Annotated in this window: 13 protein-coding genes; 5 read left to right on the top strand and 8 right to left on the bottom strand. The window is 52.1% G+C overall.

The genetic code is table 11. The annotated features are described in order from the left end of the window. From WC959_06635 to WC959_06660, 6 genes are all read right to left on the bottom strand, one after another. Positions 1-274: hypothetical protein (locus WC959_06635; GenBank protein MFA5688804.1), on the bottom strand; the 274-nt coding region annotated here is incomplete at its 3' end. Between the two features lie 1,077 nt (positions 275-1,351). Then, positions 1,352-1,900: a GTP cyclohydrolase I FolE gene (folE, locus tag WC959_06640; GenBank protein ID MFA5688805.1), complete on the bottom strand. Its 549-nt coding sequence runs from the start codon at positions 1,898-1,900 to the stop codon at positions 1,352-1,354. 13 nt (positions 1,901-1,913) lie between these two features. Continuing rightward, a complete protein-coding gene (locus WC959_06645) occupies positions 1,914-3,332 on the bottom strand; it encodes a dihydroorotase (GenBank protein MFA5688806.1) in 1,419 nt (472 codons plus the stop codon). After that, positions 3,322-3,540, bottom strand: coding sequence for a hypothetical protein (locus WC959_06650; GenBank protein ID MFA5688807.1), 219 nt, complete (start codon positions 3,538-3,540; stop codon positions 3,322-3,324). The genes WC959_06645 and WC959_06650 overlap by 11 nt, the downstream gene beginning before the upstream one ends. Continuing rightward, on the bottom strand, positions 3,524-4,339 hold the full coding sequence (gene lgt, locus WC959_06655; GenBank protein MFA5688808.1) for a prolipoprotein diacylglyceryl transferase: 816 nt from the start codon (positions 4,337-4,339) through the stop codon (positions 3,524-3,526). Before lgt ends, WC959_06650 begins: the two co-directional genes overlap by 17 nt. A gap of 76 nt (positions 4,340-4,415) precedes the next feature. Then, positions 4,416-5,273 (bottom strand): NAD(+)/NADH kinase, encoded by an 858-nt coding sequence (locus tag WC959_06660; GenBank protein ID MFA5688809.1) that lies wholly within the window; start codon positions 5,271-5,273, stop codon positions 4,416-4,418. Between the two features lie 205 nt (positions 5,274-5,478). Between WC959_06660 and hisF the strand changes: the two genes are divergently transcribed. The 5 genes from hisF (at position 5,479) to WC959_06685 (ending at position 11,462) form a co-directional block, all read left to right on the top strand. Further along, positions 5,479-6,237: an imidazole glycerol phosphate synthase subunit HisF gene (hisF, locus tag WC959_06665; protein ID MFA5688810.1), complete on the top strand. Its 759-nt coding sequence runs from the start codon at positions 5,479-5,481 to the stop codon at positions 6,235-6,237. Positions 6,238-6,356: 119 nt separating this feature from the next. Continuing rightward, complete coding sequence (locus tag WC959_06670; protein MFA5688811.1) at positions 6,357-6,770, top strand: phosphoribosyl-AMP cyclohydrolase; 414 nt, start codon at positions 6,357-6,359, stop codon at positions 6,768-6,770. 90 nt (positions 6,771-6,860) lie between these two features. Further along, positions 6,861-7,328: a hypothetical protein gene (locus tag WC959_06675; GenBank protein MFA5688812.1), complete on the top strand. Its 468-nt coding sequence runs from the start codon at positions 6,861-6,863 to the stop codon at positions 7,326-7,328. 82 nt (positions 7,329-7,410) lie between these two features. Beyond that, the gene (gene lptD, locus WC959_06680) at positions 7,411-10,689 is read left to right on the top strand and encodes an LPS assembly protein LptD (GenBank protein ID MFA5688813.1); all 3,279 of its coding nucleotides are present in this window, start codon (positions 7,411-7,413) and stop codon (positions 10,687-10,689) included. Positions 10,690-10,868: 179 nt separating this feature from the next. Beyond that, complete coding sequence (locus WC959_06685) at positions 10,869-11,462, top strand: hypothetical protein (GenBank protein ID MFA5688814.1); 594 nt, start codon at positions 10,869-10,871, stop codon at positions 11,460-11,462. Positions 11,463-11,662: 200 nt separating this feature from the next. Here WC959_06685 and WC959_06690 read toward each other — a convergent pair whose 3' ends face one another. Beyond that, positions 11,663-12,163 (bottom strand): LysM peptidoglycan-binding domain-containing protein, encoded by a 501-nt coding sequence (locus WC959_06690; GenBank protein ID MFA5688815.1) that lies wholly within the window; start codon positions 12,161-12,163, stop codon positions 11,663-11,665. 19 nt (positions 12,164-12,182) lie between these two features. After that, on the bottom strand, positions 12,183-13,154 hold the full coding sequence (gene sppA, locus WC959_06695; protein ID MFA5688816.1) for a signal peptide peptidase SppA: 972 nt from the start codon (positions 13,152-13,154) through the stop codon (positions 12,183-12,185). Between the last annotated feature and the right edge of the window lie 111 nt (positions 13,155-13,265).

Genomic DNA, 13,265 nt, shown 5'->3' on the forward strand with positions numbered 1-13,265 from the left:
CAATGATTGTATATTTTGTACCGTTCACGCTGCGGATGGTGATCGCTTTATTGTCGGTTGAAATCGGTGCATAGGTGCCGTTTGTAACAATAATTTCATCGCCGGCACCGGCGGCATTAATTGCCGCTTGAATTGTTTTTTTAGCGGCTGCCCAGCTCTGTCCGTCTCCGCTATCATCCGCACGGCTTGCGTCCACATAATATGTCGCCGCAGAGCACACACCATGAACGAAGATACTCAGACAAAGAATCCGGATTGATTTTAAAATAGTCATGTTATTTATCCCGATCTGTTTTCTCAGCGAAAAAGTACTCTTTCTCTTATGATGAGTACACTTTAAAATGCGCATTTCAAAAACGTTGCATTCCAGGCTGTTACCCTCGTACACCCTTCACAAAGGAACCGTAAGAGCGTTTGTCTGACACAAGCATCGCAGGCGTTTGCGCTGCCGGGCGCCGCGAGAGCATTTTAAATTCATGTACAGCCGCAAAACGCGCAAAATAATTATGGGCCGAATGAGAGATAAACCGCAGCGCGCACTGAGAGCTTTTCAACTCTCAATTGTAAACTGAAAACTCCGAACACGGAACGCGGCGAGGGCGCCGCGTCTACTATACTCTGCCTCTCTGCTAATCCCCTCTCTGCGAAGCTTCCGTGTGTTTTGTGTATTTGCCGTTTTCACTGCCCGCCTTTGGCGAGCCGTTGCCGCTCCCTCCGGTCGCTGTTTTCTTTCAGAAAGCCACTCTTCGAGTCTTCATCTCGTTTCGAATCGCGGTTTAAACATCTGCGCTTATCTGCGTCATCTGCGGACCAATTATATTTTTTGTGTTTTTTGCGGCTGTAATTTTTCTGAATACGCTCTACAACGTGGGGCGGGCATTCCTGCCTGCCTTCTTCATCCTGAAACATGTGGGGCAGGCATTCCTGCCTGCCCATTTTTATAGTCAATTGAACCAACAGAACTTATAGAAAAGGCTCACGCCTGCGCAAGCTGTTGAAATGCCTGGCAATTTTGTTCTGCGCAGTAACGGCAACTTAAACAGGGAGTGCTCCATCCGGCGGTGCCGGCAGATGGGCAGGCAGGAATGCCCGCCCCACGCCTTAAAAGGCATGGCAATTCTGTTCCACACAGTAATGGCAACTTAAACAGGGGATGCTCCATCCGGCGTCACCGGCAGATGGGCAGGCAGGAATGCCCGCCCCACGCCTTGAAAGGCAGGGCGCTTCTGCTCCGCACAGTAACGGCAACTTAAACGGGGAGTGCTCCGCCCGGCGTCACCGGCAGCTGGGCAGGCAGGAATGCCCGCCCCACGTTTTAGAGTGATGCCGGTTGATATCTCATAATAAACGATTAATCCAGAGTTCCGATTAAGCGGAGAAATTCAGTGCGCGTGGCAAGCTGTGAGCGGAAAGTGCCGTGCATGGATGAGGTGATCATTTTTGAATTCTGCTTTTCCACGCCGCGCATCATCATGCAAAGGTGCTGCGCCTCAATTACAACACCGACGCCCTGGGCATCCACTTTTTCCATCAGTGTCTGTGCCACCTGTTCCGTCAGCCGTTCCTGAATCTGCAGCCGGCGCGCAAAGACATCGACAATACGCGCAAGTTTGCTGACACCGAGAACTTTTTTATTCGGAATATAGCCGATATGACATTTGCCGATAAACGGCAGCATGTGATGTTCGCAAAGGCTGTAGATTTCAATATCCTTGACGATAATCATGTGATTATCTTCCGCTTCAAAAAATGCTCCATTTAACACATCGTCGATGTTCTGATGATAACCGCGCGTCAAAAATTTATACGATTCCGCCATACGGTGCGGCGTATCTTTCAACCCCTCGCGCGCCGGATCTTCACCGAGTTCTATCAGCAGTTTTTTGATTAAATTTTCCATAAAACAGTTTTCCTTAACGTTCAAACTTCAAGCGCTGTCCAAAAATTCCGGCATGAATCGCTTCATCCTGCCAGACGATTTGACCGGAAACAATCGTGGTGTCGATAGTTGAGCGGAATATGTTCCCTTCAAACGGCGACCAGCCGCATTGATAGAGAATATTTTTTTTCGCAACTGTTTGCGGACGGTTTAAGTCAACCAGCACCAGATCAGCGAAGTATCCTTCGCGGATAAAGCCGCGCCCGGCAATATTAAAAATCCGCGCCGGCGCGTGCGCCGTTTTTTCGGCGACGGTTTCCAGTGAGAGTATCCCATCGTGAAAATGTTCGAGTATGGCGGGCAGGGCGGATTGAATCAGCGGCAGGCCGGACGGCGCAGTCCAGTAGGTCCCGCTTTTTTCTGCGGCGGTGTGCGGCGCGTGGTCGGTGCCGATCGTGTCAATCTGATTGGTGAGCAGTCCGCGAATTAATGCGGCGCGGTCGGCGGAGGTTTTAATTGCCGGATTGCATTTTACGCGCGCCCCGAGTCTGTCATACGCCGCATCATCAAAATGCAGGTAGTGAATACACGTTTCGGCGGTGATGTGTTTCCCGCATTCATCGTTTTCAATGTAGGCCTCGTTTTCGCGCGGACCGCCGACGCGCGCGATGCTTTCGTCGAACAGGTTCAGTTCGCGCGCGGTGCTGATGTGCAGAACGTGCAGCCGCGTACCGTATTTCCTGGCGAGTTCCACCGCAAGTTTCGTTGAGGCATAACAGGCTTCTTCACTGCGGATTTCCGGGTGCGCACGGAACGGCGTTTTGTCACCGAGTTTTTCGCGGAAGATTGTTTCGTTTTGTGCGATGATGTTCGCATCTTCACAGTGCGCCGCCAGCGGCACCGGCGCGGCGCGGAAAATCTCTTCCAGGACATCGTGCCCATCAACGAGCATGTTGCCGGTGGATGAGCCCATAAAAATTTTTACACCGCAAACATCTGCCGGGTTCAGTTTTTTAATTTCATCCAGATGACTGCCGGCTGCACCCAAATAGAACGAAAAGTTTGTTGCGCAGGTTTGTGCCGCCAGGGCAGATTTTTCTTCGAGCCGTTCAATGGATGTGGTTTGCGGAACCGTGTTCGGCATGTCCATGACAGACGTGACGCCGCCGGCGACGGCGGCTCGCGATTCACTGTGCAGACTGCCTTTGTGCGTTAAGCCCGGTTCGCGGAAATGCACATGGCAGTCGATCATGCCCGGCAGCAGCGCTTTCCCTTCGGCATTGATTTCAATATCCGCCGGCGCACTGATTGAGCTGTCGATGCGATCAATACGACCGTTGCGGATGAACACATCCGCCGCACGGATTTCGCCGTCAGAAACCACCTTTGCATTTTTTAGGAGAATGGAACGATGGAACGGTGGAATGATGGAATGATGAAACTCACTGCTCATAACACACCTCGTATATTTCATTGGTTTCACGAAGAATGAACGAATCATCCCATTCTTTACCTTGCTGCTTCAGTTTATACGGAAAAGGCTTCATGATTTTCCAGGTCAGTTTGTACAGTTCTTTTGCATCCTGCCAGACTCGTAGTTTCATGTATCCGCGATTGATATTTTTCCGGTGCTCCAGTATTCCATTATTCCATGATTCCATGATTCCGGTGAAACAGTTTCTGTTTCAGAATAACACCGGCAGCGATTAAAATCATTATGGCGGAGTAAAGCTGTCCTTTGGTAAGCCAGCCGAAGTAGACGGTGCTGTCGGGTTCGCGGAAAAATTCGGCAGTGATGCGCGCAACGGCATACAGAATCAGAAACATGGCGCTGGCTGCGCCGCTGCATCTGCCCCGCGCGGTTTTGCGAATGAGCGCCAGCGTAATAAACAGAAAAAGTCCTTCACCGCAGGCTTCGTAGAGTTGCGACGGATGGCGCGGCACCGGCACCGGATCGCCGGCCTGCGGAAAAATCACCGCCCACGGAACAGTCGCCGGACGTCCCCACAGTTCTCCGTTAATGAAATTTGCAATGCGCCCGAAAAAAAGTCCGATCGGGGCGGCAAAAGCCAGTCCGTCGGTGATGTTGAGAAACGGCGCCCGATATTTTTTTGCATACCACAGAGCAACCAGCAGTACGCCGAGCATTCCGCCGTGACTCGCCATTCCGCCTTCCCAGACGCGCAGCAGAAACAGCGGGTCGGCAAGCAATTCATCCAGCGCATACAGCAGCACATAGCCGAGCCGGCCGCCGAGGAAAACGCCGAAGATGGCGATGCTGACGATGAAGCTGCCGATCTCTTTTTCCGGCACAGCGAATTCGCCGCGCTTTGAAAGATGACGCAAAATCAGCCAGCCGCCGATAAACCCGAGCAGATAGGCGAGCCCGTACCAGCGCAATGCCATCGGTCCCCAGATGTGAAAAATAACCGGATCAAGATTGTGAACCCAATAATTCATGTAGTTGCAGATTTATTTGTGTTTGATTTTTTAAATTTAAATATTGTTTCGTACTGCGAATTTCGAGCTGCGAATTTTAATTAGAACCGCGCCAGTGCAGTTTACGGCTGAGCACATCAAAATAATCATAATCCGGCAGATGCAGAAATGTCACCGGTGATTCGCTTTTTACAATTTTTACCGCGTCGCCTTCGTCCAGTTCGGCCACATCCTGTCCGTCGGCGGCAAACAGAAGTTTTTTGTGTGAGTGCTGAATGCGGATTTCAATTTCGCTGCTGTCCGGCAGGATGATCGGACGGTTGCTGAGCGTGTGCGGACAGATGACGCTGATGCCGAAAACGCCGGCACACGGCTGAATGATCGGACCGCCGGCGGCGAGGGCGTGCCCGGTACTGCCGGTCGGCGTCGAAACAATCATGCCGTCGCAGGTGAAAACAGAAACCGGCCTGCCGTTAATCAGCAGTTCAAGGTTTACCACCTGCGATGACCCGCCGAAACCGAGTACCGCATCGTTCAGAATCCGGTATCCGGCGGAACATGTTCCATTCTGATAAACGGAGCAGTGCGCGACAATCCGGCGGTCTGTTTCAAAATTTCCGGCAGCGGCGGCTTCCAGTGCGGTTTCGATTTCATCTTCACCGACGCCGGTAAGAAAGCCGAGACTGCCGAGATTTATACCGAAAACCGGAACGCCGGCACCGTTCAGAATTTTTGCACCGAACAGCACCGTACCGTCGCCGCCGAGCGCAAACAGCACATCAACGGTTCCAGCGAACTGATCGAATTCAATCACTGCGGCCGCCGGCAGGTAAGCGGCCGTTTGTTGGTCGGCATAAAGCTCAAGATCCAGCTCCGCCGCTTTCCGGCTGAGCCGTTCAAACACGTCGGCGGCGCGCGGGCGTTTCGGATTCGCTATAATACCGATTTTTTTCATAAAATTTTAAGTCAAACGTCTCAAAGTCGCAGGTCGAAAATCAGTTGTATTAAACCCTATAGACCCGAGACTTTTGACATTTAGACTTTCGACCGTTAGACTTTGACCATTTCCCATTTCCGGCACAAGCACTTATTTTACAGGAGAAGCAAAACTGCATCTGTGTTCTTGTCGTACCACAGGGATCATGTTTAACTTTCTAACTATGTTAGCAAAACGGATTATTCCCTGTTTGGACGTGGCCGGCGGTCGTGTGGTAAAAGGCATCAACTTTGTGCAGCTCCGTGACGCCGGCGATCCGGTTGAATGCGCGAAGGCATATCAGGAGCAGGGCGCCGATGAATTAACACTGCTTGACATCGCCGCAACGAACGACGGGCGCGATACAATGGCTGATATTGTCCGGCGTGTTGCCGAACAGATTTTTATGCCGCTGACGGTCGGCGGCGGCATCCGTACCACGGCCGATGTACGCCGGTTGTTGAACGCCGGTGCCGATAAAGTTTCGTTTAATTCGGCGGCGGTGAATCATCCTGAAATTTTAAACCGGTGTTCTGAACAGTTCGGCAGTCAGTGCACCGTGCTGGCGATCGACGCGCGCCGGAATGAACACGGCTCATGGACGGTGTATACACACGGTGGACGCACGCCGGTTGATCTTGATGTCATCGTCTGGGCGCAGGAAGGAGTCGCGCGCGGCGCCGGCGAAATCCTGTTAACCAGTATGGACGCTGATGGAACGAAAAACGGATACGACCTGAAACTTACGCGCGCGGTTGCCGAAGCAGTCGGTGTGCCGGTCATTGCCTCCGGCGGCGCCGGAACGTTACAGCACATGGTCGACGCCGTCACCGAAGGTAAAGCCGACGCCGTACTCGCCGCCTCCATTTTTCATTTCGGTGAATTCACCATTCGCGAAACCAAAGAATATATGCGCTCCAAAGGCGTCGTTGTGCGCTTGTAACGAAGAGTTGGAATATAGTTTTCTTTTTTATCTTTTTTTGGATGCATGAGGAAAGTGGAGTTCGGGAGTAATGCTGTCGGTTGGCACATTGAATGTTGCTGTGTGATGAGGACGAGAAAATGAGCAGAGAGATTGAAGAGGGTTTGAAGCTGGAGCTGGACTGGAATAAGCTGGAAAAAGCAGTGGCGGGAACAAAGGGAATTATTCCGGTGGCGGTGCAGCATGCGGACACAAAAGAAGTAATTCTGATTGCGTACATTAATCAGCTGGCATTCGAAGAATCGCTGAAACGCCGGATGCTGGTGCTGTGGAGTTCGTCGCGCCAGGAGCTTTGGATTAAAGGGCTGACCTCCGGCGAAACGTTTGAACTGCTGGAAGCGCGCGTGAATTGCGAACAGAATTCGCTGCTGTTTATTGTGCGACCGAATCGAGGCAATATCTGTCATACAAAAAACAGATCCGGTGCGCCGCGCAACTGCTATTACCGCCGGATTAATTTCGATACACTCGAACTCGAAAATATTGATCCATAATTTAAAACCCCGGAAGACACGGAATATGCCGAACCGGATTTTGTGTTTTCAGTGTATTCCGTGGTTCAAAGAATCACCGCCGGCATTTTTATGAACAAATCTGCGTTATTGCGTGCTGTGGTTGCTGAACTCGAACACGATCTGATTCGTCAGCAGGAAGCCAATAAACAAGCCTCTGCCGGCGCGACGGATTCGGAAACGCGTGCCGAAACAAAGTGGGATACGTGCGGGCTGGAGTCGTCCTATATCGCGCGCGGTCACGCATTGCAGTTTAAGGCGCTGGCCGGTGCACTGGATGATTTACGGACGTTTGTGATTCCGGCGTTTAATGATTTTCCGATCGGCACCGGCGCGCTGGTTGAGGTTGAAATGAGCGGCGAGCGGATGGTTTGTTTTCTGCTGCCGTGCGCCGGTGGAACAGAAATCAGTTTTGCCGGCACGGCTGTTTCTGTGATTACGCCGGAATCGCCGATCGGTGCATCGCTGATGGGAAAACGGCAGGGAGAAATGTTTTCGTTCCGTGCCGGGATGACCGGCAAAATCTTATCAGTTCGTTAAACCGGATTCCGGCGGGTTTCCGGCGTTCTTTTTTTATTCCTTATTGGACAAGCGCCGCCGGTTTCCGTACTCTTTGCCCGATATGAGTTTGAAACAGGATGGCGGTTTTTGGGCAGGATTTATTGCGATTTCGGCGCTGCTGGCAGTGACGGGCTGTTCAACGCTGGCGCGGCCGCACACAGAAACCCGGCGCGGAAGTTATATTTATGTAAATCCGTTCAGCTATAAACCGGCGAATCCGGCGGAGCATTTGCGTTATGCCGAACAGCTTCGTGATGCAGGGAAGCTGCGCAAAGCGACCAAAGAATTTGAAATCATTGTTAAACGCTGGCCGGACAGCATGGAAGCGGCGGCGGCGCAGCGTGCACAGGCGGATACGCTGCATGAGCGCGGGAAAAATAAAAAAGCGTTTAAAGAGTATGAAGAACTGATCGCACAATATTATACCGGCATCAAAAATTATGACGGTGTACTCGAGCGGCAGTTTGATATCGCGCAGCACGAACAGGAACGCAAACGGATGCGCTGGCTGTTCGGCGGCTTCCGGGCGCCGGAGCGTGCGGTGCCGTTTTATGAATCAATTTTAAAAAATGCGCCGCAGTGGGATCGTGCACCGGAGGTGCAATACCGGATCGGTCAGGCATATCAGCGCAACGAAGAGTATGAAATGGCGGTGGTCGCATATTCCACGGTGGAATTCCGTTATCCGCGCAGCCCGTACGCCGAAAAGGCGGCGTATGCCAAAGTTCAAACCTACCGCGAACTGGTGAAGTCAGTCCCGTACAGCGTCGATATTCGCGAGCAGGCGCAGATCGCCGCTGCCATGTTTCCCGGGCTTTATCCGGACTCCGGACATATCGCGGAAGTGACTGTTTTTGCTGATGAACTGCGCGATCAAGAGGCGCGGTATACTTATCAGGTCGCTGAGTTTTATGAGCGCATTCCGCGTCCGGCACGCACTGATTCGGCCGTGCTTTATTATCAGAAAACGGTGGATGAATTCGGCGGCACACCGTCCGCCGGCGCTGCCGTTGCGCGGCTGAGCGAACTGCATTCTACACAGCATCCGGCGGTCCGTCCGTCGGCAAAACCGGCTGATGCAGATGTAATGAGCGTTGAGTCCATTATTGCCGATCTGCGTACGCCGGCGGTAACTCCGGTACAAGTATTCTCGGCGGACGAAGGCGCCGGCGTTGCCGGCGGCATGCGTGCCGCTGATATGCGCGCCAAGAGAAAATCCAGCGCAACTGCCGCAGCCGGACTGTCCGGACCGGTCACGGCGGCGCCGCTGCCGCAGCGTTTTTCGAATGAGCAAGGTGCGGTAGAGGTAACGGCCGACCGGATGGAATACCGCGGAGAACTGCTGATTGGCGACGGCAATGTTGCGGTGCAGCAGGAGGGGGCAAGCCTGCAGGCGGATCACGTTACAGTGAATCCGGAAACCGGCGAAATTATTGCCGCCGGCAATATACTCATGTTGCGCGGCAACGAGCGCTGGGAGGGGCATGAGCTGACGTACAATTATAAAACACGCGAAGGTTCGTTCGGCAATTCAATGATGTATTTTGAACCGGCATACATTACCGCCGGGAAAACCGAACGGCTTTCAACCAATGAATTTATGCTGCATGACGTGGTGATGACAACGTGCGAAGGCGATAACCCTGTTGTATACGCCCGCGCCAAAGAGGTTTACGTGATTGACGAAAACAAACCGAGCGGCGCGTTTATCAAGGCGAAGCACGTTACGTTTTTCGTCGGTCCGGTACCGGTGTTTTATACGCCGGTCTGGCAGCGCCATCTCGGTGAGCGCATCTTCTCATTTGCTGTCGGCGCAAGCGGGCGGATGGGCGCATACATCATGAGCCGCGCCGAGCTGCATCCGGCCGACTGGCTGAAAACAAATACACATCTTGATCTTTATTCGAAACGCGGCATCGGTGCCGGACAGGACTTCCGGTGGGCGACACCGCACGGCGGCGGCGGAATTAAAACGTATTACATCAGCGACGGTGACTGGAAAGATTCCGACGACTCCGCTGATGAACGCCGCTGGAAAGATTCTGACCGCTATCGCGTGAAGATATATCATAACGAACAGATTGACGATGAAACATATATTGCGGCGCAATTGAATTATCTGAGCGATCCTGATTTTCTCGACGACTTTTTTAATGATGAATACCGGCACGAAGTAAATCCCGAAAATTATGTTGTCGTGCAGCGCTCCACTGAACGCTATTCGCTCGGCGCGCGTTTCGACCGGCGGATGAACGATTTTTATACCACGGTTGAACGCATTCCGCATGTGACATACGACCGGTATCGCGCCCGGGTCGGCGACACACCGCTGTATTTTCAGAGCGAAAATACCATCGGGTTTTATGAAAATCTGAATGCAAAAACAATTAATCCGCCGCTGATTCCGAATAATCGCAGTGCGCGCTTTGACACCTACAACCAACTGTTAATGCCGCTGCGCTTTTTCAATTTTCTGAATATTACGCCGCACACCGGCTATCGTGGAACATGGTACAGCGAAACCGCCACCGGGAAATCCGATTCGCACTTCCGGCACCTGTTTGAAATCGGCGCGCTGACGTCATTCAAGGCGTATAAAACGCTGACTGATCAAAGCGGATTTTTCGGCACCGGCATGCGCCATGTGTTTGAACCGTACATTGATTATCTTTACCGTACCGAACCCGGATTGCGCGGAACGCGTACGCGCCGCCCCGATCTTTATCATTACGATGAAATCGATGAACTGGACGAACGGAATGAAATCCGCTTCGGTGCGCGCAATCTGCTGCAAACCAAACGCGGAGATCAGCGCATTGCGAACTTTTTTGATCTTGATCTGTACACCAGCTACCGCTTCGATCCGCAATACGACTCTCACTGGCAGCGGGAAGAATATAAATTCGGTCCGCTCACCGGCGATCTCGAATTAAATATCACAGATAATTTTTATATTAAAGGCAATGTGGAGTACGACTGGCATGAACGCGAGCTTTCACCGGCGAATATTCGCACCGTATTTGTTACCGCCGACCAAAGTGAATATTCATTCAGCTATCGCTACCGTGACAGTGATTATTATCCGTTGAATGAAGAAGAGTTCAAGCGGTCACTTTTCGAAGCCCGTGCGCTCCTGTTTCCGAACAGTAAATGGTCATTCGATTTCCTCGTGCGCTACGATGGACATCATGACGAATGGGAAGACCGCCGGATTGTCGTGAATCATCGGTTTAACTGCGTTACGATGGGCGTTGGTTACCGGTGCGATGAAGACGATGAACATGAATTCTGGGTACAGTTCTGGCTGAACGCGATTAAAGGCACACCGATCAAACTGTAGCAGCACTGAAAAACTGTCCGGTTAATACATCCGGTCTTACAGATTACTGACTGGAATGTCGGCGGTTTTGTTTAGCATAACAATAACAAGGCGCTCGCGCCGGCGGCGCCGGTAAAACACGGAGCAGGCATCCCCGTTCGCCCTTTTTCGCAGTGAATTGAGCAGACAGGTTTTGTTCTTTGACAAAATTTCGCGCTTTTACTTATTATATCCGCATGAGCACAGATCCTTTTCATTTGAACCGCACCGTACATCTCGCGCGCCGCGACGCTCTTTACGAGAAAGCCGTTCGCCGCATTCTCCATATCTCGGTGCGTAAATGTCCGCAGGAACAATGTCAACTCGCCAACGAAGCGTTTTATCTGTTAACCGAAGCGCACCGGCACGCCGAAATTGCCAATCTTGCCGGAAAAACATCCACACAAAGTAAACTGTTTGAGCAGGTGCTCGGCACACTGATCGACAACACGCAATCACTCTCCCGCATGCTGCGCCGGCGTTTAGTCTTTGGTCACAAAGACAATCATCTTAACCGGTTTTTCGGAGCACCGGAAATCGGTGAAAAAGTCAGCAGCCATTATATCCGTTGCGCCGGACTTATTCTGCGCGGGTTAAAAAACATTGTTCACAGTGCGGAAACACCGTTTAAGGAACTGAGTAAAACCAGCATTGCAAAAATGACTTCGGTGGATAAAGCGCGCTATGAAAAAGCGTATACTCATTTCTTCGAGCTCGCCGACAGCGAAGCCGCCGCTGCTGCAGAGCGGCAGTAAAACAGATGGTTATGCTTGTGATAAAAACAAAAACCGCACTCATTGTGCCGTGTTGAAGATTATGGGACTGTACGACAGAGATTATATGAGAGCGCCGCAAACACGGCCGGCACCATCACGTAAGCCGTCATTCTGGCAGCGGCTGCGGTTCCGCCTCTGGCTTTTTTGCCGGCGCCGGTAAAATTTTACCGGCGCAGATTTTATTCAGGAATAAAGAGTTTTTGTCCGACGGAAAGGACGTTTGGATTTTTAATTTTGTTCGCGTCGATAATGGCTTGAGTGGTGACGGTGTATGCTTTGGCAATGGTTGACAGTGTTTCACCGGGGCGGACAATGTGTTCATAGCCGTACGCACTGGTTTTTCCGGGACTTGATGACGGTGCGGGCTGTGCGGTTTTTAACTGACGCTCCAGTTCGCCGGTGACATTGGCAATGATCTGGCGTTTATCGGCTTCACTTTTCTGTTCAATCGCGGCGCAGCGCGCGTCGAACTGCATGCGAATCGCATCGATGTCCTGCCGCATCTGACTGATTTCGAATTCGAGATTTTCCATCCGCCCGTTCAGCCGGTTCATATTGGCCTGGGCAATCCGCCGTTCTTCGGTTTGCGCGGCATAATTAGATCGAGACTGCGGTGTTTGAAGGGTCTGACAGCTAGAAATGAGCAGCACGGCCGGAATGAGCAGAATTTGTTTTTTCATGAGAGTTCTCCTGTGAGGGTTACGGTTTCCAAAGATATAAAAACTGCGATGAATTGATTTTAATTTCCGGCAGAACCGGACGTGCGCGCACACTGAACAGCAATGTTTCCAGCAGACTGCGCGGCGCTTCGTAGCGGATGATTTTTAATGCGCCGGTATCCAGCAGCGCTGCAGTGTGTGCTACCGCATCGTCCCAGTAGCCGATGCTGTCGATCAGTCCTTTATTCAAGGCTTCACCCGCTGAAAAAATCCGTCCGTCGAACAGTTCCGGATTGCCGGCGCGGTCAAGTCTGCGCGCTTCGGCGACGAGTCCGGCAAAACGGTTTTGCATGTCGTCGATCAATCCTTGCAGAATTGCGAGCTGATTTGCATCCACCGGCTTAAACGGATTGAGCATGTCCTTATTTTCACCGGAGCGGATTGTGACATCGGAGATACCGAGTTTTTCAGACAGCGGTTGAAAATTGATCGACTGCATAATCACACCGACCGATCCGACCACCGCCGTTGGCTCCGCTACAATCCAGTCCGCCGCCATCGCCGCATAATATGCGCCGGACGCGCCGAGATCGCGAATGAACACAACCACGCGCCGGTCAGGGCGGCTGTCGCGGAAACGGTGCAGCGCATTGTAAATCTCATCGCTCGGCGTTACACCGCCGCCGGGGGAGTTAACTTCCAGAATAATGGCGCGTACATGTGAATCGCGTTCGGCGGCACGGATTTGAATCAGTGCATTGCCAACCATGTCAAACCGCGAACTGAACAGGCCTTCGTCCTGCGGCCGCAAAATGATACCATCGAGAAAAATGCGCGCGGCCTTCACATCGCCGCTGCCGTACGACCACACTTCGGTCAGCTTCGGCGCTTCGTCCACTGGATAATTTGCCGTTGCCGGCGTACACGCCTGCCGTGCACACGTTCCCGCCAGCAGCAGAAACAGCACAACAATCACCGCCCACAGTTTCCAGTTTTTTTTGCAACGTTTCATGACGTTAATGTAAAAGCGCGCGCCGCCGAAATCCAGAACTAATCCATAACGAGTAATGCATGAAAAATCCACCGCGCCGGTGGTTAAAGTAGAAAATTATGACTTGAAAAA

Source organism: Kiritimatiellales bacterium (assembly GCA_041656295.1).
In the GTDB taxonomy this organism is placed as follows: Bacteria; Verrucomicrobiota; Kiritimatiellia; order Kiritimatiellales; family Tichowtungiaceae; genus Tichowtungia.

Bases quoted from the DNA above. Each gene is read 5' to 3' on its own strand.
- folE (MFA5688805.1), bottom strand. From the start codon at position 1,900: ATGGAAAATTTAATCAAAAAACTGCTGATAGAACTCGGTGAAGATCCG.
- WC959_06645 (MFA5688806.1), bottom strand. From the start codon at position 3,332: ATGAGCAGTGAGTTTCATCATTCCATCATTCCACCGTTCCATCGTTCC.
- WC959_06650 (MFA5688807.1), bottom strand. From the start codon at position 3,540: ATGGAATCATGGAATAATGGAATACTGGAGCACCGGAAAAATATCAAT.
- lgt (MFA5688808.1), bottom strand. From the start codon at position 4,339: ATGAATTATTGGGTTCACAATCTTGATCCGGTTATTTTTCACATCTGG.
- WC959_06660 (MFA5688809.1), bottom strand. From the start codon at position 5,273: ATGAAAAAAATCGGTATTATAGCGAATCCGAAACGCCCGCGCGCCGCC.
- hisF (MFA5688810.1), top strand. From the start codon at position 5,479: ATGTTAGCAAAACGGATTATTCCCTGTTTGGACGTGGCCGGCGGTCGT.
- WC959_06670 (MFA5688811.1), top strand. From the start codon at position 6,357: ATGAGCAGAGAGATTGAAGAGGGTTTGAAGCTGGAGCTGGACTGGAAT.
- WC959_06675 (MFA5688812.1), top strand. From the start codon at position 6,861: ATGAACAAATCTGCGTTATTGCGTGCTGTGGTTGCTGAACTCGAACAC.
- lptD (MFA5688813.1), top strand. From the start codon at position 7,411: ATGAGTTTGAAACAGGATGGCGGTTTTTGGGCAGGATTTATTGCGATT.
- WC959_06690 (MFA5688815.1), bottom strand. From the start codon at position 12,163: ATGAAAAAACAAATTCTGCTCATTCCGGCCGTGCTGCTCATTTCTAGC.
- sppA (MFA5688816.1), bottom strand. From the start codon at position 13,154: ATGAAACGTTGCAAAAAAAACTGGAAACTGTGGGCGGTGATTGTTGTG.